The sequence below is a fragment of the Comamonas odontotermitis genome (assembly GCF_020080045.1).
In the GTDB taxonomy this organism is placed as follows: domain Bacteria; phylum Pseudomonadota; class Gammaproteobacteria; order Burkholderiales; family Burkholderiaceae_C; genus Comamonas; species Comamonas odontotermitis.
This window is the reverse complement of record NZ_CP083451.1, coordinates 3,005,651-3,027,096: the sequence shown is the minus strand read 5'-3', so window position 1 is coordinate 3,027,096 and position 21,446 is coordinate 3,005,651. Positions and strand designations below refer to the sequence as shown.

The following is a 21,446-nucleotide window of genomic DNA, read 5'->3' as shown; positions in this document are numbered from 1 at the left end:
AGGTCAGGCCATGCTGCGCTGCACGGCCTTGCGGGTAACCTGCTGCAGCAGGGCTACAAAGCAGGCGGCGGCCAGCACCAGAGCGCCTGCGGCGCACATCCAGAATGCAATGGGTGAGCGCAGGGCGTCCATGCTGCCCAGCCCCTTGTAGGCCAGCTGAAAGCCGCCCCACAGACCCATGCCCCACAACAGGCCACAGTACACCAGCAATGGAGCAAAGGTGATGCGGTAGCTGCGCAGCACAAAGATGGATACGGTCTGCGTGGCATCTGCCAGGTGGTAGACGCTGACCCAGGCCAACAGGCCCACGGCAATGGCTGCCACCTCCGGGGTGTGGGTATAGACCGGTACGATCCAGGATCTGCCGATCAGCACCACGCAAGACAAGACAGTGGCCAGCAGCATGGCCGAGAGCAGCCCCATGAACACGACATGGCGCGCACGGAGTTCGTCGCCAGCGCCACGCCAGTAACTGGCGCGCGCGCTGGTGGCAATGGCCAGCGACAGGGGCACCATGTACATCAAGGCCGTCACGTTGGCGGCAATCTGGTGTGCACCGGAGGCTGCCGTGCCCATGCGTGCAACATACAGGGCCATCAGGGTGAACGAGGTGATTTCTACCAGGATCGACAGGCTGGCAGGTACACCAAGCTGCGTGAACTGGAGCAATGTGGGGCCGTGAGGCCGCTCCAGCTTGCGCCAGATTTGTGCAGGGGCGTACAAGGATTGCGTGCGCAGCAGCATCCATCCCACACCGCACAGGAAGAAATTGACGGCAAAGGTGGCCCACGCGCACCCGATCACGCCCATGGGGGCCAACCCCAGGCCGCCAAAGGTGAACCAGATGGACAGCGACAACTTGACGAGCAGCGACACGGCCTGGAGCCAGGTGACCAATTGCGGCCTACCCAGTGCCTGGCTCACCGTGCTGAAGATCCGGAACAGCAGGGCTGCGGGCAGACTCCATCCCACAATGGCGAGATAGCTTTCCACCAGGGGCTGCAGATCTGCTGGTACTTCAGTCCAGCGCAGTATCGGCGCGGGATGGAACAGCACAGCCATGCCAGCGGCGCTTGCTGCCACGCAGATGTAGAGCGACTGCCGCAGCGATGGCCCGATGTCTGCGTGCCTGCGGGCGCCATGCATCTCGGACCAGATGGGCAGCAGCGCCTGCAGCAGTCCCATCAGCGAGACATAAACCGTCACGAAAATGGCGGAGCCCACGGATAGCGCGGCCAATGACGTTTCGGCATGGCGGCCTGCAACGATGGTATCGACCACGCCGAAACCCATCACCGCAATCTGCCCTACAAATACCGTTGCTGCGTGTTTGGCAACCACATCGAAATCGCGGCGTGAAAACACGCGGCGCACAGCGCTCAGCATGGCTGCTCCTAATCTTGCTTGCGCTGGTAAATAACAATTTCAGCGTTTTTGTCCGTGGGGCGCGGAACGACCGCGTATGGCTCCCAGTCTTCATCGATGCCATGGCTGTGTGCGGATCTTGCCCCTTCGATGGGCAGCGCCAGCCAGCGGCAGGTATTGGCGGTATCCGTGTGCATTGGAGTCAGTTGCCAGCCGCCTTGCGCTTGCAGTGCAACGATCTGGGCACGGCCCAGGTTTCCGATGGCGACGCAGCCGGCCTGCGACGGAGTGGGTAGTACCTTGGCCAATGCCTCGACCTGCGCCGTGTAGCTGCGGCCATAGTCCAGCATGGGCAGCCAGATGCTCATCAGCAGTATCCAACTGAGCACCGTGCCGCCTGCGGGCAGCACCAGGCTGCGCCAGATCTCCGGGCGGTTGCGCCTGGCGCGCCAGAACACCAGGCCACACCACGCCAGGCTGGCCAGCAAGGCCACGAGGAAAAGCGGCAGCGAGAAATTGGCTACGAAGCCTGGCGCAATACGGGCCACATTGGCGGCTGGCTTGGCCGGTACACCGGTGTAGACGGCCAGCCAGATGACCCAGATGGTGATGGCTGCGGCACTGAAGAACAGCAAGGTGAACCAGTCAATCAATGCAGCCATCGCACGGCGGAATGTAGGCAGTGCAAACGCCGCCAAGGCAGCAAATGCGGGCAGACCCAACAGCAGTGCGCGGTCACCTGGATTGGTGGTGACGGTATTGATCAGGGCCAAAGCACCCAGCAGTATCGGCAGCCACAGGTGGCGATGCACAAAGCGCCAGTCTGCAATCTGGCGGCGCCAGATCCACAGCGACCACAGCGCCAGGGGCCATGCAGGCCATACAAACCAGACCAGCAACTCCAGCAAGGACTGGAACTGGCGGAATTCCTGCGCAGGCAGAATGCGCCACTGCCATTGGTGCAGATAGACTGCCAGCAGCAAGGCCAGCACGCTCATCACCGCGAAAGCAATGGAGGCCTGCAGGCTCTTGTTGCGCTGTGCGGTATTGACGGGGGTGAGTGCAAGGATCAGGGCAGCGCCCAGGCCCATCAATACGCTGTAGGTGGGGGCGCCACTGAGCGCCAGGATCAGAAGCCCGATTCCTCCTACAGTGAGGGGAAGTGCAAACCGGTTGGGGATGCAGGCTGCAGCAAAAAAGACAAAGCAGACACCTGTGAGCTGCACCACATAGCTGCTGGCTTCATGGGATGGCTGCGCCAGGCCCAGGCATGCAATGAGGGCCAGCAGGCCGCCATCAGCCATGGCGCGCGCATAGTCGATCTCCGACGCCTCACCACCGAACGCAAAGGCCACGGGGCCGGCACCTGGGCTGCGGGCCAGGTAGTACACGGCATACCAGGTCGCCATCAAGGCCAGCCACAGCAGGGCTGCAAAGGGCAGGCGGCTTGCCATGTCTGCGGGGATCACGCTGCCAAAGGCCTGGATGGCCCAGGCGCCCAGCCAATAGGGCAGCAGGCCCTCGGCGTCCGGATTCAGGCCCAGGATGGAAGGTGCCAGCCAGGATGTCTTGCCTTGTGCCAGCTCCAGCGAGTAACCGTAGGTGGTGATATCCAGCGCTTTCCAGGGTGCCCGACCAAAGAAGCCTGGCACGACGTATGCCAGGCACAGCAACAGCAGCAGCGCCCTGGGGAGGGGGCGCACGGCAGCCTGAGGAACAATCGCTGGGGTTGGAAAATTCACCGTAAGAGACCGAATGGAGCAAACAAGCAAAGATAGCAGAGCGCGCGAGCGAAATCTAGGAGGTTTGCGGTTGCCTCAGAAAGATTCCAGGTATGCGACCTGCAAACAAAAAAGGCAGTACGTCATCCGCACTGCCTTTGCTTTGCCAGAAAACCGTGGCCCCGAAGGCCACAGCAGAGGCAAACCGCAAATTACTTCTTGCCGAAACGGTTGCGGAACTTCTCCACGCGGCCGCCCATGTTGTCCACCGACTTTTGGGTGCCGGTGTAGAAGGGGTGCGACTCCGACGAGGTATCCAGCTTGAACAGAGGATATTCCTTGCCTTCGAAGGTTTCGTTTTCCTTGGTGTTCACACACGAACGGGTCACGAACTTGAAACCGTTGGACAGGTCCACGAACAATACTTCGCGGTACTCTGGGTGAATGCCTTCTTTCATGATCTTTCCTTTGGTCAAGTGCGGGAGCCGTGCCAAGCCGGATACAACCTCTGTACCGCAATAAGCTGAGCGTACTTTCCGCAATAAAAGCCCTCCATTATTGCATAAACGAAGGGTGTGTGGCAAATCAGTGCGCTGTTTAGCCGCCCCGGCGCATCATGTCGAAGAATTCGGTGTTGTTCTTCGTGGCCTTCATGCTCTTGATGACCATTTCCATGGATTCGATTTCGTCCATGTTGTACATGAATTGGCGCAGGATGCGGGTCTTTTGCAGGATTTCCGGCGACAGCAGCAACTCTTCGCGGCGTGTGCCGCTCTTGTTGAGCTCAATGGCCGGGAACACGCGCTTTTCGTAGAGGCGGCGGTTCAGGTGCAGTTCGCTGTTGCCGGTGCCCTTGAATTCTTCAAAGATCACTTCGTCCATGCGGCTGCCGGTGTCGACCAGCGCGGTGGCGATGATGGTGAGCGAGCCGCCTTCTTCTACATTGCGCGCGGCACCGAAGAAGCGCTTGGGGCGCTGCAGTGCGTTGGAGTCCACACCACCCGACAGCACCTTGCCCGACGAAGGCACGACGTTGTTGTAGGCGCGGGCCAGACGCGTGATGGAGTCGAGCAGGATGACGACGTCCTTGCCCATTTCGACCAGGCGCTTGGCGCGTTCGATCACCATTTCGGCCACGTGTACGTGGCGGGCCGCAGGCTCATCGAAGGTGGATGCGATGATTTCGCCCTTGACCGAGCGCTGCATCTCGGTCACTTCTTCCGGACGCTCGTCCACCAGCAGCACCATCATGTGCACATCCGGATAGTTGGCGGTGATGGCGTGGGCGATGCTTTGCATCATCATCGTCTTGCCGCTCTTGGGCGGGGCAACGATCAGCGCGCGCTGGCCACGGCCAATGGGGGCGATGATGTCGATCAGGCGGCCGGTGATGTTTTCCTCGGCCTTGATGTCGCGCTCCAGGCGCATCTGTTCCTTGGGGAACAGGGGCGTCAGGTTCTCGAACATCATCTTGTGCTTGTTCTGCTCGGGGGGCAGGCCGTTGACCTTGTCGAGCTTGGTCAGTGCAAAGTAGCGCTCGCCATCCTTGGGCGTGCGTACTTCACCTTCAATCATGTCACCCGTATGCAGGTTGAATCGACGGACCTGGCTGGGGGAGATGTAGATATCGTCGGTGCTGGCAGTGAAGCTCGTGTCGAGGCTGCGTAAAAAGCCGAATCCATCGGGCAGGATTTCCAGAACGCCGTCGGCAAACACCTGTTCACCGGCCTTGGCCCGCTTTTTGATAATCGCAAACATCAATTCCTGTTTGCGCATGCGGCCGGTATTTTCAATCTCAAGCTCGTCTGCCAGCTTGAGGACTTCAGACACATGCAGTGCCTTGAGCTCATTTAAGTGCATGAATGGACTCCAGAACGGAGTAACTGTTAGATGGAGGGGGAATGCAGAGCCGGTGCAACAAGCGGGAAACCGCCAAGCCGGAGATCAGATGTGATCTATTCTTAGAAAGGGAGATCGATGATCTGGACCCGTATTATAAACAGGGTGTAGGAAAACACCCCCTTTAAATGATCAACTATATGTATCTTTGGGGTGAAAAGTGCTGATCTCGCCCCTCAAGAGGTCAGCGTTTGTGCCCGATTTCGTAAAAAAAGCGCGGCTTGCAGGCCGCGCTTTGGTTTTTTGAGGCATGGTGCCCCTCGGGTGCATCCGAAGGCGCAATATCAGGCGAGTTGCTCGTCCAAGAACGCCGTCAGCTGGGATTTGTTGAGCGCACCCACCTTCGTGGCTGCCAGTTGGCCATTCTTGAACAGCATCAGTGTAGGAATACCGCGAATGCCGAACTTGGCGGAGATGGTGCGGTTTTCGTCCACATTTACCTTGGCGATCTGCAGTTTTTCCTTGTAGCTGACCGATACCTCTTCGAGCACTGGAGCAATCATCTTGCAGGGGCCGCACCATTCGGCCCAGAAATCCACCAGAACATTGGTGTTCGGCTGCAGTACATCTGCTTCAAAATTGGCTTCGTTGGTATGCTTGATCAGGGAGTCCGACATGGCAGGTTCCTTGTTAAATTTCAAATGTCGTGGAGGTTCAGCGACCGCCGTGTTCAAAGTTGGGGCCATTGTGACAGAAAGCAAGCCCATGCGCTGTACGCGCCATGGGTCGTCAGTACCGTCAGCATGGATGCTGTTCTTGCACGCCAGAGGCGTGCTGCCATGCATATCGATGCATACTATGGTCGACTTTGAAACTATCAATCACTGAGCCATTGCAGCGCAGAAGAGCCGTAGCGGTGCTCGGTATTCCAGACAGGCAGGAGAGGTGTGCCATCCATGGCCAAGCATGATTTTGCAACGGACAGCATTTATCAGACTCCGCCGGGTGGCGATTTTGTCCGCTATGTGGAAAGACTGTTGGCGCGGCAGTCGCTGGGCCATGCGCACCAGACAGCTTCGCAGATGGTCATGACGTCGACGAGCACCTCTGCCAAGGCCTCGAAGCGCCAGGCGAAGGCTTCCGTATCTGCCGCTTCCTCTGCTGCGACGCACAAAACCTCGGCTTCGAATGCTGCAGACGCCTTGCTTGAGCGCATTCGCCAATTGGAGTCCAGGCGCCAAGGCGGCAGCGCGCAGGCCGACAGGGCCGGAGATGTGTTTTCTCCTGCTGCGCCGGCGGCTACCGGCAAGCAGGCTGATGGTCAGCAGACAAATATTTTCAAGCTCATCGGCTGGATCGTCATGGCTGTGATCGGTGTCGCGTTTCCGCCATTGGGGTTGGTGATGCTGGTCGGGGTCATCAAAAAGGCGATGGACAATGCAAAGAAGTGAAAAGTAGCGCGAAGCTCTTTGCAAATCCGATCTCGCAGTTACATCTGCAGGCCGCAAACCTGCGAGCACCGTTACAAATCCATGAATTTTTGCTGCTCCCTCCGGTTTTCCGCGACCGGCCAGGTGCACCTGGGCCCGGTCCTTGCGTTAAGGTGGAGTGGGCTGTGCTAGCCTCGCCCATCCCGAGAAACAAAACCAAACCATGATTGTTGATATCAAAATTCTGGATCCCCGCATGCAGGATCAGTTGCCGCAGTACGCAACGCCCGGCAGTGCGGGCCTGGATCTGCGTGCCTGTCTCGACAAGCCTTTGAACCTGGCACCCAATGCCTGGCAACTGGTTCCCACGGGACTGGCCATCCATTTGCGCGATCCTGGCTATGCGGCCATGATCCTGCCGCGCTCCGGCTTGGGCCACAAGCACGGCATTGTGCTGGGCAATCTGGTCGGGCTGATCGACAGCGATTACCAGGGCCAGTTGATGGTGAGCGCCTGGAACCGCAGCGACACGGCCTTCGTTCTGCAGCCCATGGAGCGCCTTGCCCAGATGGTGATCGTTCCGGTGCTGCAGGCGCAGTTCAATGTGGTGCAGGAATTTGGTGAAGTCTCCGAGCGCGGCACAGGCGGCTACGGATCGACGGGAACCAAGTAGGCAAAGTTCAAACGCCGTACGGTGGCAATACGCTGCAGTGTCAGGCACGAATGCTAAAGGAGAGAGCAATGGCTCAACGCAATATTGGCTGGCGCACCGCGCTGGCGCGCAAAGCGGGCAAACTGGCCGTGGTGGCGGCCAGCGCATCGGTGCTGGCAGCTTGTGTCCAGGCGCCGCCTCGCTATGACAACCGGTATCCGCAAGGCGGCTATCCCCAGCAGGGCAACTATCCGCAGCAGCAGCCGCAGCAAGGCGGCTACGGCGTGGAGTACGGCTCAGTCAGCCGCATCGAAGAGCTGCGCGGCCAGTCCAGCAGCACATCGGGTGTGGGCGTCATCCTGGGTGCCGTCATTGGTGGTGTGTTGGGCAACCAGATTGGTGGCGGCTTTGGCCGCGCTGCTGCCACCGCAGCAGGCGCCGGTGCAGGCGCGCTGGCGGGCAATGCGATCGAGCAGAACGGTAACCGCAACCAGACGCGTGGCTATCGCATCGTGATCAATCTGCAAAACGGTGGGCAGCGCGTTTTTGATGTGCCGCATCCAGGCGATCTGCGTCCGGGCGACCGCGTGCAGATCAACCAGGGCCAGATATCGCGTTACTGACCGTGACCGTACCCGTGCTTCCTGGGTGAAGCACTGATGGGCATCTGCGCCGCACAGGATCACAATGGCCTCGGCGTGTGACAAACAGCGTGTACACAGCAATGGGTACACGCTGTTCTCTTTTCATGGGCAGGTCTTGCCAGCATGGAATGCGCTTTCCTCGAAGGGGGCTACTGCAGTTGCGCGGTAGGCTGTAGACGGGCCACGCTGTATATGTGGCGAATGAAGACCTAGGAGCAAGAATTGCAAAGCAATAGATCAAAATTGATAGCTGCCATGCTCAGCGCGGCAGGCGTAGTGACCATATTTTCCTCTGCCTCGGCGCATGCGGGACCGCGCCTGGATGCCATCATGCAGGCCAAGGTGCTACGGGTGGGTACGCCCGGCGATTACCGCCCCTTTGCAATGAAGGCCGATGGCAAATATGCGGGCCATGACATCGAAGTGATCGAGGCCATGGCCAAGGAGATGGGCGTCAAGGTGCAGTATGTGGATACGACCTGGCCCAAGCTCATGGCGGACCTGCAGGAAAACAAGTTTGATGTGGCTGTGGGCGGCATCACCCGCAATGTGGCACGCATCAGCAAGGTGCAGATGCTGCCGGGCTACGCGCCGTTTGGCAAGGTGGCTCTGGTGCGGGCAGCTGACAAGGACAAGTTCACCACGCCCGAGGCGCTGAACCAGGCCAGTGTGCGCGTCATCAAGAATCCGGGCGGCACCAACGAGGCCTATGTGCTGCAGAACATGCAGAACGCGCAGATTGCTACCCACGACAAGAATGCCGAGATTCCCGCGCTGATTGCCGAAGGCAAGGGCGACGTGATGATCACCGAGACCTACGAAGCGCTGCATTACAGCAAGGCCGATCCGCGCTTGCATGCGGCGTATCTGGATAAGCCCTTGACTCCCGTCAATCAACTGGGCTTCATGCTGCCCGCCGATGACGCTGATTACAGCCGTGTGATGCAATTTACCTGGGATGTTCTGGCGCTGCGTGGCGTGTTGCAGCAGGAATCGCAAAAGTGGCTCAAATAAGCCGCTCTTGAGCCGGCGCCTGCCCCGGCGTAAACCCACCTGTTTTGCTGCAGATGGGTTTTTTGTTGGTGCCCGTATTTCATATTGATAAATCAGCCTCCAGCGCTTGATGCATCTGCGCCTTTACTCCTGATTCAATAGCAAAATCAACGGCCCGGCGGGCTAGCGAGCTGCTGCGTGGCCATCGCGGCGGCCGTCCGATGCCGCGCCATAGCCGCCGTGGGGCAGGCGCCAGATCACCTGACCTGCGCCAAACTCCATGGTCGGGTCAGTCACCGGCAGCAACGGATGCCCCAGCGCCTGCAGGCCATCGCGCAGCCCGGGCGGAAAACCGGGCTCGGTATAGATGCCCTTACCGGGCTCGATGCGCCAGCGGGGTGCGTCGAGTGCCGCCTGGGGGTTCTGGCCATGGCGCAGCATGCGGGTGAGCACCTGTACATGGGCTTGCGGCTGAATGGGACCACCCATCACGCCAAAGGCCATCAAGGGCTGCCCGCCTTGTGTGACAAAGCCGGGAATGATGGTGTGAAACGGCTGTTTGCGCGGCCCCACCCGGTTGGGGTGGCCCGCCTGGAGGCTGAAGCCTGCCCCCCGGTTCTGTAGCGCCACACCTGTGCCCGTGGGCACCACGCCACTGCCAAAGCCATCGTAGTTGGACTGGATCAGCGACACCATGCGGCCTTGCCGATCTGCGGTGCAGAGGTATACCGTGCCATGTCCGCCCAGGCCCGATGCAGGGTGCTGCGCGCGCTGCGGATCGATCAGAGCGGCGCGCTGGCGCAGGTAGGCGTCAGAGAGCCAGTCGTGCGGCGGAATGCACATGCTGGCAGGATCGCCCAGGTGAGGGTACAGGTCGGCAAGCGCGAGCTTGGTGGCTTCAATCTGCCAGTGCACGCCAGCAGCGCTGTCTACTTCGGCGGGCAGCTCGTGGTTGCGGACGTTCAGCATCCCCAGGGCCTGCAACGCGGCAATGCCCTGGCCATTGGGCGGCAATTCATGCACCCAGCAATCTCCCCACACCCGCTGGGCCAGCGGCTGTACCCATTGGGGCCGGTAGTCGCGCAGATCGCTGGCCTGCCAGGCGCTGCCGTGCTGCTGTGCGTGGGCCAGCAGGCGCTGCGCGGTTTCGCCTTCGTAGAACTCATCGGCGCCGTGCGTGGCCAGGCGCGCCAGCGTGTCTGCCAGCGCTAGGTTGGTGAACCGCTCGCCAGCTTGGGGCGCGCGTCCGCCGGGCAGAAAGGTCTCGGCAAAGCCGGGCTGGTTGTGCAGGCGGGGGACATGCAGGCCCCATTTGCTGGCCACGCCTTGCGGCACGATGAAGCCGGAGCGTGCGTAGTGCTCGGCGTATTCAAGCAGGCTGGCCCAGGGCTGTGAGCCAAAGCGCTGGTGCAAGGCTTGCCAGCCGCGCAACTGGCCAGGAATGGTCACGCTGTCCCAGCCTTCATACGGCATGCGCTCGCACCCGGCAAAGCGCTCGGGCGTCCAGCCTTGCGGCGCCCAGCCCGATGCATTGAGCCCGTGCAGTTGCGCTCCATCCCAGACCAGTGCGAAAAGATCGCCTCCGAGGCCATTGTTGGTGGGCTCCACCACGGTCAATGCCATGGCGGCGGCCAGCGCGGCATCGATGGCATTGCCACCCTGCGCAAACTGTGCCATTGCGGCCGATACCGCCAGGGGCTGGGAAGTGGCTGCTACGTCGTCGCCATACACGGGCTGGCGGGTGCTGGCATAGGGCAGCTCGGATGAGAACGTGATCATGGGCAGGGCAGAGGCGGGCGAAGGGGAAGGTTTCAGGGGGTCTTGCGTGCCGCACGGGCGCGCGGGCCGGTGTCCACATGGAACGTATCGGCCAGCTGCGCACGCTGGCGCATGTCTTCCGCGCTCCAGGGGCTGCTGGCAGCCAGCACGGTGCAAAGCCCTTCAAGCAGACCCAGCACGCCCATGGCTGATGCAGGCAGCATGGGGTGCTGGGCCGGGGCCAGCAATATCTGCTGCGTGTACGCGGCAATGGGGGCGTCCGGGCGGTCAGTGATGGCGATGATGGGAATCTGCCGTGCGTACGCCAGGGCGCACAGCTCCAGCGTCTGGCTGGAATAGCGAGGCAGCGAGATGGCCAGCAGCAGATCGTCCTGCCCCAGCGACATCAGCTTGCGCTGCGTTTCGCTGGGGCCTCCGGCCTGGGGAAGGCACTCCACATCTGGGCGAAAAAGGCTGGCGTAGCTGGCAAAGTACCCCGCGATATAGGCACTCACATCGCTGCCCAGCACCGCAATGCGGCGGGCTTTGGCAATGTGGTGCCCCATGGCGTCGGTGGCTGCAGGGTCGAGCAGGGCAGCTGCAGTCTGCGCCTGCGCGGCGCCGTTGTGCAGGGTGGATTGCAGGCGCCGGTGGGCGGTGCTGGGCATGTTGCGCTGCTGCTGCAGCTTGTCGAGCGGTGCCATGCCCGGCTGCAGCAGTTGCTGCCAGTGGTTGCGGAAACTGCTGTAACTGCCGTAGCCCAGGGCGCTGGCAAAGCGGTTCATGGTGGCCACCGAGACTGTGCATTCGGCGGCCATGGCATCGATACTCAGGGTGGCAGCTTCAAAAGGATGCGCAAGCAGGTAGTCTGCCACCTGTCTCTGGCTGCTCGTCAGGCTGCCGTAGTGCACACGGATGCGGTCAGGCGCATCCTGTGCCTGCGGCGTATAGGCGGGAGGAACGGTCGGGTCGTTGGCAGGCTGCTGGCGTTTAGCGCACATGGATATAGCGAAGCGGTTGGCTGTTATCCGGCTGTTGTACCACGTCGATGTTCCGTTTGACGCCCCAGGCCAGATTCTGGTTGTGCAGTGGCAGAACTGGAATGTCGTCCTGCACGATCTGCCAGGCCGCCTTCATCAGGCCCTGGCGTTTGGCAGGATCGATCTCCACGCCGATGTCGTGCGTCAGCGCATCGAGCTTGGGGTTGGCGTACCCACCCAGGTTGAAGCGGCCGCGCCCGTCGTTGGCGGGCGTGTTCAGCAGGGCCCACAGCGTGTTCTGCGCGTCGTTGCTGGCGGGCTGCCAGCCCAGCAGAAAGGCCGAAACATCGCGCTTGAAGGCCCGCGGCAGGTACAGCGCCTTGGTTTCTGCATACAAGGTGGTCTTGATGCCCGCCCGGGTCCACATGGCGGTGACGGACTGGCAGATGGCCTGGTCGTTCACATAGCGGTCGGTAGGGCAGTGCAGGCCCAGTTCGAAACCGTTGGGGTAGCCCGCCTCTGCCAGCAGTTTTCTGGCGGCTGCGGGGTCGTAGGGCAGGCGCTTGTCCAGCGATGCCTCGTAGCCACGCACGCCGGGTGCAACGATGATGCCCGCAGGCTGGGCCGCGCCGCGCATGATCTTGCTGCGGATGGTCTCGATATCGATGGCCTGGTAGAGCGCCTGGCGCACGCGAACATCCTTGAGCGGGTTCTTGCCCTTGATGTTGCTGTAGAGCAGCTCATCGCGGCCCACGTCCAGCCCCAGGTACATGGTGCGCAACTCGGGCTTTTGCAGCACCTGCAGGTTGGCGCTCGACTGGATGCGCTGAATGTCCTGCAGCGGCACGGGCTCCATCAGGTCGACCTCTCCCGAGACCAGGGCCGCAACCCGCGTTGCGTTGTTGGCGATCGGCGTGAAAACCACTTCGGTTAGGTTGTGCTCCTTCTGGCCCCACCAGCCGTCAAAGGGTTTGAGCACCGTGCGCACACCCGGCTGGCGCTGCTTGAGCTGGAACGGGCCGGTGCCGTTGGCGTTCAGGCTGGCATGGTTTTCCGTGCCCTTGCGCACATCGGCGGGAACACCGGCATTGTTCTTCTCGGCCCAGTTCTTGCCCATCACCAGCCAGCCCGACAGCAGGTCGGGCAGGATGGGCATGGGCTGCGCCGTCTCCATCTCGACCGTGTAGGCGTCGATCTTGCGCATGGCCTTGATCGGCGCCACGTACAGCTTGGTGTCCGACGATTCCGACTGCGTGCGCTGGTAGCTGAAGATCACATCGTCGGCCGTGAACGCCGAGCCGTCATGGAACTTCACGCCCTGGCGCAGCTTGAAGCGCCAGATGGTGGGCGAAGTCGCCTCCCAGGCGGTGGCCAGCATCGGCGTCAGCGCAAAATTGCGGTCACGCCCAATCAGCGGCTCGTAGATGTTGCCCAGAAAGGACAGCTGGAACGATTCCTGCAGCGAATGCGGGTCCATCGACATCGGATCGCCCTGGTTGGCGAGACGCAGGGTGTGGGCATTGGCAGTCAGGCTCAGCAGCGCGGCTGCGGCAATGGCCAGCGCGTTTGCCTTGGCAAGCAATCGGGAGGGGCAGGGTGCATGGCGCGTTGCAATCGGGGAGTTGGGGGTGGCGGGGCGGTGGGTCAGCATGGCTTTGTCTCCTGGATTGTTATCTTGCTTGGATGCCTGTCCGGCTGCTCAGCGGTTGGTGTGAAGCGGCAGCGCATCCAGTGCCAAGCTGGCCAGCAGCGCTGCACCCAGTGGCAGGATTTCGTCGTTGAAATCGTAGTTGGGGTTGTGCAGAGTGCGGCCCTGTTCTGCACCGCCCTGGCCCACACGCAGGTAGGCGCCGGGTCGCGCTTCCAGCATGCACGAGAAGTCTTCGGACGCCGTCGATGGCATGGGCTTGGTGATCACATGCTCTGCACCCACCAGCCTGGCGGCGACCTGGGCGGCAAAGGCCGCCTCGCGCTCGGTGCTGACGGTGGGCGGGAACAGGCGCGAGTACTCCAGCTCGGCGCGCGCGCCATGGGCGGCTGCGGTCTGCTCTGCGATTTCTGCTATGCGGCGCTCGATCAGGTCCTGCACCGATTTGGAGAAGGTGCGCACGGTACCGCCGATTTCGACAAAATCCGGAATCACGTTGCGTGCCTCCATGTCGCCACCACGGATGGCGCAAATGCTGAGCACGGCATTTTCCATGGGCGGCACATTGCGCGGCACGATGTGGTGCAGTGCCGAGATCACGTGGCTGGCCGCCACCACCGGGTCGGCTGCCAGGTGCGGGTGGGCGCCATGGCCTCCTTTGCCGATGATGCGCAGGGTGAACATGTCTGCCGACGACAGGCAGGCGCCGGGCGCCACCGCCACGGTACCCACGGGTAGCACGGGCGAGTTGTGCAGCGCATAGATCTCGTCGCAGGGAAAGCGCTCGAACAGCCCGTCGGCCAGCATGGCCTGCGCGCCGCCCCGGCCTTCCTCCGCGGGTTGGAAGATCAGGTGGATGGTGCCGTTGAACTGGCGGTTTCTGGCCAGAAAGCGCGCAGTTCCCAGCAGCATGGCGGTATGGCCGTCGTGGCCGCAGGCGTGCATCACGCCAGGGTTTTGCGATGCATGGCCAAAACGGTTGAGTTCGCACAGGGCAAGCGCATCCATGTCGGCGCGCAAGCCAACGCCACGGCCGCTGTCAGTGCGCTCGCCCTCGATGACTGCCACGATGCCGGTGCGGCCCACGCCACGGGTAAACGGAATGCCGAGCAGGCCCAGTTCCATGGCAATGCGGTCAGCGGTGCGGTTTTCCTCAAAGCCCATCTCGGGCCAACGATGGAAATCTTGGCGCAGCTGCGTCAGATGGGCGTGTTCGCCGGGCTGGCGCAAGGCTTCGAGGACGGGATTGGCGAGAGGATTTGGCATGGCGTCTCCGGTGGGTGTGTAATTTAATTTTCAATTAATACATAAAAATATATTTTTAGAAAACTTTCTTTCTAATTGTTTTCACCAAGGGGACACCTGAGCTGTTTGTGCTTGGCTTGCAGGTGGGCAGAGACGGCTGCAGGGGCGTTGCCGGGCCGGCTTTCGTCACGTTTTCAGGCGAACAGGGCGAGCGCCTGGCACCAAAAGAGGCGTTGCCTCACAAGACCCGCCATTTCCACATGTTTTCAATTTGATTCAAATGAGAACTATTCGCATATAATTTGTGCAACTGCCAGCCTCGGACCAGCGCGGATTGACCGCGCCCTGCAACGCTTTGTGCTCACGCGTCCCAGCCAGCTTCCCTGTTCAACCTCTGTTGTCTGAAAGCTCGGTCCGTGGCTGCTTCACCTCTTTTCGGCATGCGCTGCATGCCTTCGTCTGAATCCTGCGCATTTGCAGGTGGCCAGCCCGGCAAGGTGCTGGTGTTGCAACCGCTGGCGCTGGCCGCATTGCTATGTGCCGCGCAAGCGGCCGGAGCCCAAACCTCGCCGGACACTTCCGCCAGTACCACGGTTGCCGCTGCCAACCCGGCCGTTGTTCAGCTTGCTGCAGCCGATGGCCCCGTGCTCAAGGAAATGGTGATCAGCGGATCGCGCCACGAGCAGGACCCTGACGAGTTGCCGATGAGCATTGATGTACTCAATGCCCAGCAGATGGAGGAGCAACAGGTGCGCGACATCCGGGATGTGGCGCGAGACATGCCCAACGTGTCCGTCAAGCGCAGCCCGGCGCGTTTTACGCTGGCATCGGGCAGTACCGGGCGTGATCAGAATGCGGGCTTCAACATCCGTGGCCTGGATGGCAACCGGGTGCTGATGATGGTCGATGGCATCCGCCTGCCGCGCAGCTATGTGTTCAGCGCCAACGCCTTCGGGCGCGATTATCTGGATGTGGGCCTGGTGCAGCGCGTGGAGGTGGTGCGTGGCGCCACTTCGGCGCTGTACGGCTCGGACGGCATGGCGGGCCTGGTCAACTTCATCACCACCGATCCGTCCAACCTGCTCAAGGACGGCAAGACCTTTGGCGGCCGTGCAAGCATTGGCTATGACAGCGAAAACACCGGCAAAACCCTGGGCCTGACGGTGGCTGGCAAGCCCAGCGATTCCCTGGAATGGCTGCTGGGCGTCAACCTGGGGCGCAGCCGCGAGCTCAAGAACATGGGTGATATCGACACCATCGACAGCCGCCGCACCCTGCCCAATCCGCAGCATGACAAGGATGCCTCCCTGCTCGGCAAGGTGGTGCTGCGCCCGACAGCCGACCAGAAACACACCTTCACGGCCGAGCATGTCGACAAAAAGGTGGATTACCAGCTCTACACGGCACGCACTGCGCCGCCGGCCACGGCCTCCACTGCTGTGATCGATTCGGAATCCACCACCGACATGAAACGTACGCGCGGCACCTGGGCGGGCGAGTGGCGCAATTTTGATGCTCCGGTGCTGGATGATGTAAAGGCATCGCTGAGCTACCAGAACGCCGATTCGCGCGAGTTCATCTACGAAGACCGCCTCACTGCTGCAGACCGCACGCGCGATGTGACCTACCAGGAAAAGACCTTCCAGGCCAACGTGCAGGCGCGCAAGCTCATCAAGAGCGGCAGCAGCATGGCACAGCAGTTCACCTACGGCCTGGACTATGTGCGCACCGATGTAGAAAACCTGCAGACCGGCGTGACGCCGCCCGTGGGCGAGACCTTTCCGCTCAAGCGCTTTCCCGACACCACCGAGTCGAGCTGGGCGCTGTACGGGCAGGACGAGATCAGCTTTGGCAACTGGACGATCACGCCGGGGCTGCGCTACGACCATTTCCGCATCAAAGCCGACCAGGCGGGCTTCAACGCGCAGGCGGTGTCGCTGTCGGGCAATGCCACATCGCCCAAGCTGGGCGTGATGTACCAGGTGAATTCCGACTGGCGTGTGTTTGGTAACTACGCCAAGGGCTTCCGCGCGCCCAACGCGGGCCAGGTCAATGCGTTTTTTGAGAACCCGGTCGGCAACTACAAGACCATTCCCAACCCCAATCTGAAGCCTGAGACGAGCCAGAACCTCGAGGTGGGCGTACGGGGCCGGCTTGCCAATGTCTCGCTCGATGTGGCCGCGTTCACCGGCCGGTACAAGGACTTCATCGACGACCTCGTGCAGGTGGGTGGTACGGGCAAGCCAGGCGATCCGAGTATTTACCAGGCCATCAACCGCGGCAAGGTCAATATCAGCGGGCTGGAGGTCAAGGGCCGTGCCGACTGGGGGCGCTATGCGGGCATCGGCTGGAGCACGCCTTTCGCATGGGGCCGTACCCAGGGGCACGATACCACCAGCGGCGAGCCGCTTTCGTCCATCGATCCTCAGCGCCTCACCCTGGGTTTGCGCGCCGATGCCGCCCAGTGGACAGCACAGCTGGGCCTGAACTACTCCCAGGGAAAGAAGGCCAAGGACACCGTCAATCCTTCGGGCGGCACCCAGTTCCTGAACCCGTCGGCCACCGTGGTGGATCTGACTGCGCAATGGCGCATCCGCAAGGATCTGCGCCTGAACGTCGGTCTCTACAACCTGACCGACAAGAAGGTCTGGCGCTGGTCGGACGTGAGGGGTCTTGCCTCCAATCTGGCGGTGATCGATGCATACACCCAGCCCGGACGGTCCGCCAAGATCACCCTGGTGGCAGAGTTTTAAGCCAAATGAGCCGATGGCGCTTTCGTAATAAGCGCCACTAGCTATTGAAAAAGGAGCATTCCGATGATCACCACGAAAACCAAACCTGCCGCCTTGACCAGCGACCGCGCCGCGCAGGTCCGCGAGGCCTATGCCGTGCAACGTGCCAAGGGCCTGCGCGCCAAGGATGCGGCAGAGGCCGCTGGCAGCAGTGAAGGCGAGGCCATTGCAGCGCATGCCGTGCAACTGCTGGCCGCAGATGCCCACGAGACCAGCACGCTGCAGGTGCAGCCGCTGCAGGCCCCGCAGGGCGGATGGATCGAGGTGCTCAAGGCACTGGAGCCCTGTGGACCCGTGATGGCGCTGACACGCAATGCCAGTACCGTGCATGAGAAGACCGGCATCTACACCCAGCTCAGCGCCAGTGGCGAGCCGGGCATGCAGGTGGGGCTGGCGGTGGGGGAGGACATTGACCTGCGCCTCTTCTTTGCCGGTTGGCACGCAGCCTACGCGGTGCAGGAGGCGTCTGCCCATGGCGGCAGCACCGTGCTGCGCAGCCTGCAGTTCTACAACCGCGCGGGCCGCGCTGTGCATAAGGTGTTTGCCCGTGAGGTGACCGACCTGGCCGCCTGGGGCGCGCTGGTGGCGCGCTTTGCCTGCGCAGCGGATGTGGATGTGGCCGCTTTGCCCGGCTTTGATGCCCCTGCGCCACGCAAGGCCGTGAGCGTGCCGCCTGACAGCAGCGTGGATGTACCGGCGTTGCAAGCGGCCTGGGCTGCCATGCAGGATACGCACGAGTTCTTCAGCGTCATCAAGAATGCAGGCGCCGAGCGGCAGCAGTCCTTCCGCCTGGTGCAGGAGCGCTTTGCCTGGCCGCTGGCCAAGGACAGCGTGACCCAACTCCTGAACGAGGCCAGTTTTGCAGGCACGCCCATCATGGTGTTCGTCAGCAGCGGCGGTTGCATCCAGATCCACAGCGGCCCGGTGCAGCGCGTGGAACCCATGACAACGCCGACTGCCGAATGGATCAATGTGCTCGACACAGGCTTCAACCTGCACATGCGCACCGACATGATTGCCAATGTCTGGCTCGTGGAAAAGCCCACCAGCGATGGCACCGTGACATCGGTGGAAGTATTTGACGCCTATGGCGATCTGATGGCCATGTTCTTTGGCGCACGCAAGCCCGGCAAGCCCGAACTGGCCCCCTGGCGTGCGCTGGCAACCAGCCTGCCACGCCTGGACGCCCAGGCGGTTGCGGCGTAAGGAGGCGGCCATGGATGATTTCTCTCGCGCGGGCCAGCGCAGCAACGGCCCCCATGCCAACCGCCGCGCGTGGCTGCTGGCCGCTGGCGGCGCAGCCCTGATGCCCTTTGGCACCCTGGCGCTTGCCCAGTCTGCGCCAGCAGCTTCTAAAAATGTAGCAAATGCAGTGGATGGCGGCGCCAAGGCGGCGCTGCTGCCCTATGTAGGCGTTGAGCCGCCTGCGGCAACACGCCTCATCAGCCTGAGTGGTGCGTTGACCGAGATCGTTTACCAGCTGGGCGCGCAGTCCCTGCTGGTGGGCAGCGATACCACCAGCAACTACCCCGAAGCGGCCAACCGCATGCCCAAGGTGGGCTATGTGCGCCAGCTGGCCGCCGAAGGCGTGCTGTCGCTCAAGCCCGATGTGGTGATCGGCACCACCGAAGCGGGCCCTCCCGTGGTGCTGCAGCAGATCGCCCAGACCCGCGTGGCCATTGCCCTGGTGCAGTCGGACCACAGCTGGGATGAGGTACTGCGCAAGATCCGGCTGGTGGGGCAGGCCACTGGCAGACAGGCGCAGGCCGCGCAGATGGCCCAGGATTTGCAGAAGGAGTGGGACGCCGTGCAGGCCCTGGTACGCACCACGGTGGCAGCGAACCGTTTGCCGCGCGCCCTGTTTGTGCTGTCGCACAGCGGAACGCCACAGGTGGCGGGCCAGGGCACGGCGGGCGATGCGCTGCTGCGCATGGGTGGGGCCAGCAATGTCATGCAAGGCTTTGGCGGTTACCGGCCGCTGACGGCAGAAGCCATGGCGCAGGCTGCGCCCCAGGTGATCGTGACGACTACACAGGGCGTGGAGGCGGTGGGTGGAGAGGCCAAGTTCTGGGCGCGCCCGGAACTTGCGCTGACTCCCGCCTACAGGAACAAGGCCTTGATCGCCCTGGAAGCCAGCCAGCTGCTCGGCTTTGGCCCGCGCCTGCCACTGGCGGTACGTACCCTGCACCAGGGTTTGCAGGCCGTGCAGGCATGAGCGATGCCGTGACTGCAACTGGCGCCGCGGGCTCGCGCCTGGCGCCGGGTACCGAGCGCCAGTCTCCATTGCAATCCGCCGGTTCGCCACGTGCCGGGCGGCAGGGTGTATCAAGTGATCCTTCAATTTTAATAGCGTCAGGCGTCCAACCCAGGCGCCAGAAGGGTGTTTTTCGACTGAAAAAGGCCCACACCATCGGCCTGATGGCTTTATTGGTGCTGGCCGCCTTTGTATTTGCGGCCGGGCAGGGGGCTTTTGCCATCGACGCGGCCCGGCTTCCCGCCATTGCCTGGAGCGCGCTGCAGCACTGGTGGCAGGGCGGCACGGACGCAGGCAGTACCGAGCAACAGGTGTTCGCCGCCATTCGCGCGCCGCGTCTGGTGCTGGGCCTGGCGGCAGGCGCCGGCCTGGGTCTGGCGGGCGCCTTGATGCAGGGGCTGTTTCGCAACCCGCTGGCCGACCCGGGCCTGATCGGGGTGAGCAGCGGCGCTGCGCTGGCGGCGGCGGCACTGATTGTGATGGGCGCGCTGTGGTTTCCCTCGGTGCCACGCAGCCTGGGCAGCTGGCCGCTGATGCTGTGCGCCTTCACGGGTGGTCTTGTGACCACGGGCCTGATCTACAGCCTGGCGCAGGCAGGTGGCGGCACCCGTATCGGTGTCATGCTGCTCGCAGGTGTGGCCATCAATGCGCTGGCCATGGCGGGCCTGGGCCTGCTCAGTTTTCTGTCGACCGACGAGCAACTGCGCAACCTGCAACTGTGGTTGATGGGCAGCCTGGGTGGCGCGCGCTGGCCGGTGGCCATCGTGGCGTGCGCCGTGGTGGCTGCCAGTGCCTTGGTGGCGCAGCGCCTGGCGCAGCCCCTCAACGCCATTGCGCTGGGCGAGGCGCAGGCCAGCCTGATGGGTGTGGCGGTGGAGCGCACCAAGCGCCTGGCCGTCATCGTGGCGGCGCTGGTGGTGGGCTGCATCACCGCAGCGTGCGGCATGATTGGTTTCATTGGCCTGGTGGCGCCGCACTGGGTGCGGTTGATCGCCGGGCCGGATCACCGCGTGGTGCTGCCAGCATCTGCCTTGCTGGGCGCGGCCATGGTGGTGTTTGCCGATGCGTTTGCGCGCACAGTGGTTGCTCCGGCTGAACTGCCGCTGGGCGTGCTGACGGCGCTGGTCGGGGTTCCGCTGTTCCTCGCCATGCTGCGCCAGTTCCGGCGGCAACTGTAGGGAGGAGTGCATGTTCAAACCATTCGAGGTTTTCAGAGAATCCAGCACGCAGGTGCCTGACCATGAAGCGCAGATAGCTATCAACAAGGTAGCAAAAATGGTGGCGCAGGACGCTTGTGACAGTCCGTCTGTCAAGGACAGTGGCTGGCAGCTGGATCGGCTGGAAGTTGGCGTGCCCGGTGGCGATGTGCTGGTGCGCCTGCATGCCCACATTGCGCCCGGCAGGCTCACGGCCATTGTGGGGCCTAATGGCGCTGGCAAATCCAGCCTGCTGGCCACCCTGACGGGCCAGTGGGCGCCCCATGCGGGCCGCGTTCTGCTCGATGGCCTGCCACTCTCCAGGTGGTCGGCTGCCGATCTGGCCCGGCGCCGCGCCATGATGGTGCAGGACGGCTCGGTGGCCTTTGACTTTACCGTGCAGGAAGTCGTGGAACTGGGCCGCTATGCCCACCGCCTGCAACCCAGTCGCAACGAGGCCGCCATTGTTGGCGACGCCATGGCTGCCACGCAGATGGAGGGCTTTGCAGGCCGCAGCGTACGCAGCCTCTCAGGCGGGGAGCGTGCACGCGCACATCTGGCGCGCGCACTGGCACAGGTGTGGGAGCCACCTGCTGGCGGTCAGGCGCGCTGGCTTCTGCTCGATGAACCGACCGCCGCCATGGATCTGGCCTGGCAGCACCGTTCCATGGACCTGCTGCAGCACTGGGCGCAGGTGCGGGGTGTGGGCGTGGTCGTCGTTGTGCACGATATGAACCTGGCGCTGCGCTATGCGGATGACGCGCTGCTGGTGCACGGCGGTGGCTGCCTGCACGGCCCGGTGGCCGAGGTGCTTTCGCCGCAAACCATGCGCGACGTGTGGGGGGTGGGCTGCTTTGCCACTACCGCGCCGGACGGAACGCAGCAATACCTGTTTGCAGGCGCAGGCGTTGGCGGGTAGGCAATCTCTA

Annotated in this window: 18 protein-coding genes; 9 read left to right on the top strand and 9 right to left on the bottom strand. The window is 62.6% G+C overall.

Going from position 1 to position 21,446, the window contains the following annotated elements; all coding sequences use genetic code 11:
- Nucleotides 1-3: 3 nt before the first annotated feature.
- From LAD35_RS13970 to trxA, 5 genes are all read right to left on the bottom strand, one after another.
- Nucleotides 4-1,386, bottom strand: coding sequence for an MATE family efflux transporter (locus tag LAD35_RS13970; protein WP_224149638.1), 1,383 nt, complete (start codon nt 1,384-1,386; stop codon nt 4-6).
- Nucleotides 1,387-1,394: 8 nt separating this feature from the next.
- On the bottom strand, nt 1,395-3,107 hold the full coding sequence (locus LAD35_RS13965) for a hypothetical protein (protein ID WP_224149637.1): 1,713 nt from the start codon (nt 3,105-3,107) through the stop codon (nt 1,395-1,397).
- A gap of 191 nt (nt 3,108-3,298) precedes the next feature.
- Nucleotides 3,299-3,544, bottom strand: coding sequence for a type B 50S ribosomal protein L31 (locus LAD35_RS13960; RefSeq protein ID WP_224149636.1), 246 nt, complete (start codon nt 3,542-3,544; stop codon nt 3,299-3,301).
- A 139-nt stretch (nt 3,545-3,683) separates the two neighbouring features.
- Nucleotides 3,684-4,946 carry a transcription termination factor Rho gene (rho, locus tag LAD35_RS13955; protein WP_224149635.1) on the bottom strand — a complete coding sequence of 421 codons (1,263 nt, stop codon included), beginning with the start codon at nt 4,944-4,946 and terminating at the stop codon, nt 3,684-3,686.
- A gap of 323 nt (nt 4,947-5,269) precedes the next feature.
- Complete coding sequence (gene trxA / locus LAD35_RS13950; RefSeq protein WP_224149634.1) at nt 5,270-5,602, bottom strand: thioredoxin TrxA; 333 nt, start codon at nt 5,600-5,602, stop codon at nt 5,270-5,272.
- 279 nt (nt 5,603-5,881) lie between these two features.
- On the opposite strand from trxA, the gene LAD35_RS13945 reads away from it, so the two are divergent.
- The 4 genes from LAD35_RS13945 to LAD35_RS13930 all read left to right on the top strand — a co-directional run bounded on the left by LAD35_RS13945 (nt 5,882) and on the right by LAD35_RS13930 (nt 8,665).
- A complete protein-coding gene (locus LAD35_RS13945; RefSeq protein ID WP_224149633.1) occupies nt 5,882-6,376 on the top strand; it encodes a hypothetical protein in 495 nt (164 codons plus the stop codon).
- Nucleotides 6,377-6,578: 202 nt separating this feature from the next.
- Entirely contained in the window at nt 6,579-7,028 is a 450-nt protein-coding gene (dut, locus tag LAD35_RS13940) for a dUTP diphosphatase (protein ID WP_224149632.1), read from the top strand.
- Nucleotides 7,029-7,096: 68 nt separating this feature from the next.
- Nucleotides 7,097-7,630 (top strand): glycine zipper 2TM domain-containing protein, encoded by a 534-nt coding sequence (locus tag LAD35_RS13935; RefSeq protein WP_224149631.1) that lies wholly within the window; start codon nt 7,097-7,099, stop codon nt 7,628-7,630.
- Nucleotides 7,631-7,906: 276 nt separating this feature from the next.
- Nucleotides 7,907-8,665 (top strand): transporter substrate-binding domain-containing protein, encoded by a 759-nt coding sequence (locus tag LAD35_RS13930; RefSeq protein WP_224149630.1) that lies wholly within the window; start codon nt 7,907-7,909, stop codon nt 8,663-8,665.
- 162 nt (nt 8,666-8,827) lie between these two features.
- Here the strand turns inward: LAD35_RS13930 and LAD35_RS13925 are convergent, their stop codons facing one another.
- The 4 genes from LAD35_RS13925 to LAD35_RS13910 are packed head-to-tail and all read right to left on the bottom strand — an operon-like array spanning nt 8,828 to nt 14,296.
- Entirely contained in the window at nt 8,828-10,423 is a 1,596-nt protein-coding gene (locus LAD35_RS13925; protein WP_224149629.1) for a gamma-glutamyltransferase family protein, read from the bottom strand.
- A gap of 32 nt (nt 10,424-10,455) precedes the next feature.
- The gene (locus LAD35_RS13920; protein WP_224149628.1) at nt 10,456-11,403 is read right to left on the bottom strand and encodes a MurR/RpiR family transcriptional regulator; all 948 of its coding nucleotides are present in this window, start codon (nt 11,401-11,403) and stop codon (nt 10,456-10,458) included.
- Nucleotides 11,393-13,033 (bottom strand): ABC transporter substrate-binding protein, encoded by a 1,641-nt coding sequence (locus LAD35_RS13915; RefSeq protein ID WP_224149627.1) that lies wholly within the window; start codon nt 13,031-13,033, stop codon nt 11,393-11,395. Before LAD35_RS13915 ends, LAD35_RS13920 begins: the two co-directional genes overlap by 11 nt.
- Before the next feature lie 48 nt (nt 13,034-13,081).
- The gene (locus LAD35_RS13910) at nt 13,082-14,296 is read right to left on the bottom strand and encodes an amidohydrolase (RefSeq protein ID WP_224149626.1); all 1,215 of its coding nucleotides are present in this window, start codon (nt 14,294-14,296) and stop codon (nt 13,082-13,084) included.
- Between the two features lie 428 nt (nt 14,297-14,724).
- On the opposite strand from LAD35_RS13910, the gene LAD35_RS13905 reads away from it, so the two are divergent.
- The 5 genes from LAD35_RS13905 (at nt 14,725) to LAD35_RS13885 (ending at nt 21,436) form a co-directional block, all read left to right on the top strand.
- Complete coding sequence (locus LAD35_RS13905) at nt 14,725-17,028, top strand: TonB-dependent hemoglobin/transferrin/lactoferrin family receptor (RefSeq protein WP_224149625.1); 2,304 nt, start codon at nt 14,725-14,727, stop codon at nt 17,026-17,028.
- 63 nt (nt 17,029-17,091) lie between these two features.
- Entirely contained in the window at nt 17,092-18,273 is a 1,182-nt protein-coding gene (locus tag LAD35_RS13900; RefSeq protein ID WP_224149624.1) for a hemin-degrading factor, read from the top strand.
- A 10-nt stretch (nt 18,274-18,283) separates the two neighbouring features.
- Nucleotides 18,284-19,282, top strand: a complete 999-nt coding sequence (locus LAD35_RS13895) for a heme/hemin ABC transporter substrate-binding protein (protein ID WP_224149623.1) — start codon at nt 18,284-18,286, stop codon at nt 19,280-19,282.
- A 203-nt stretch (nt 19,283-19,485) separates the two neighbouring features.
- Entirely contained in the window at nt 19,486-20,499 is a 1,014-nt protein-coding gene (locus tag LAD35_RS13890; protein WP_224152705.1) for a FecCD family ABC transporter permease, read from the top strand.
- A 10-nt stretch (nt 20,500-20,509) separates the two neighbouring features.
- Nucleotides 20,510-21,436, top strand: a complete 927-nt coding sequence (locus tag LAD35_RS13885) for an ATP-binding cassette domain-containing protein (RefSeq protein ID WP_224149622.1) — start codon at nt 20,510-20,512, stop codon at nt 21,434-21,436.
- Nucleotides 21,437-21,446 lie beyond the last annotated feature (10 nt).

Bases quoted from the DNA above. Each gene is read 5' to 3' on its own strand.
- LAD35_RS13945 (WP_224149633.1), top strand. From the start codon at position 5,882: ATGGCCAAGCATGATTTTGCAACGGACAGCATTTATCAGACTCCGCCG.
- trxA (WP_224149634.1), bottom strand. From the start codon at position 5,602: ATGTCGGACTCCCTGATCAAGCATACCAACGAAGCCAATTTTGAAGCA.
- LAD35_RS13890 (WP_224152705.1), top strand. From the start codon at position 19,486: ATGGCTTTATTGGTGCTGGCCGCCTTTGTATTTGCGGCCGGGCAGGGG.
- LAD35_RS13970 (WP_224149638.1), bottom strand. From the start codon at position 1,386: ATGCTGAGCGCTGTGCGCCGCGTGTTTTCACGCCGCGATTTCGATGTG.
- LAD35_RS13960 (WP_224149636.1), bottom strand. From the start codon at position 3,544: ATGAAAGAAGGCATTCACCCAGAGTACCGCGAAGTATTGTTCGTGGAC.
- dut (WP_224149632.1), top strand. From the start codon at position 6,579: ATGATTGTTGATATCAAAATTCTGGATCCCCGCATGCAGGATCAGTTG.
- LAD35_RS13935 (WP_224149631.1), top strand. From the start codon at position 7,097: ATGGCTCAACGCAATATTGGCTGGCGCACCGCGCTGGCGCGCAAAGCG.
- LAD35_RS13925 (WP_224149629.1), bottom strand. From the start codon at position 10,423: ATGATCACGTTCTCATCCGAGCTGCCCTATGCCAGCACCCGCCAGCCC.
- LAD35_RS13900 (WP_224149624.1), top strand. From the start codon at position 17,092: ATGATCACCACGAAAACCAAACCTGCCGCCTTGACCAGCGACCGCGCC.
- LAD35_RS13930 (WP_224149630.1), top strand. From the start codon at position 7,907: ATGCTCAGCGCGGCAGGCGTAGTGACCATATTTTCCTCTGCCTCGGCG.
- LAD35_RS13915 (WP_224149627.1), bottom strand. From the start codon at position 13,033: ATGCTGACCCACCGCCCCGCCACCCCCAACTCCCCGATTGCAACGCGC.
- rho (WP_224149635.1), bottom strand. From the start codon at position 4,946: ATGCACTTAAATGAGCTCAAGGCACTGCATGTGTCTGAAGTCCTCAAG.
- LAD35_RS13910 (WP_224149626.1), bottom strand. From the start codon at position 14,296: ATGCCAAATCCTCTCGCCAATCCCGTCCTCGAAGCCTTGCGCCAGCCC.
- LAD35_RS13885 (WP_224149622.1), top strand. From the start codon at position 20,510: ATGTTCAAACCATTCGAGGTTTTCAGAGAATCCAGCACGCAGGTGCCT.
- LAD35_RS13920 (WP_224149628.1), bottom strand. From the start codon at position 11,403: ATGTGCGCTAAACGCCAGCAGCCTGCCAACGACCCGACCGTTCCTCCC.
- LAD35_RS13895 (WP_224149623.1), top strand. From the start codon at position 18,284: ATGGATGATTTCTCTCGCGCGGGCCAGCGCAGCAACGGCCCCCATGCC.
- LAD35_RS13905 (WP_224149625.1), top strand. From the start codon at position 14,725: ATGCCTTCGTCTGAATCCTGCGCATTTGCAGGTGGCCAGCCCGGCAAG.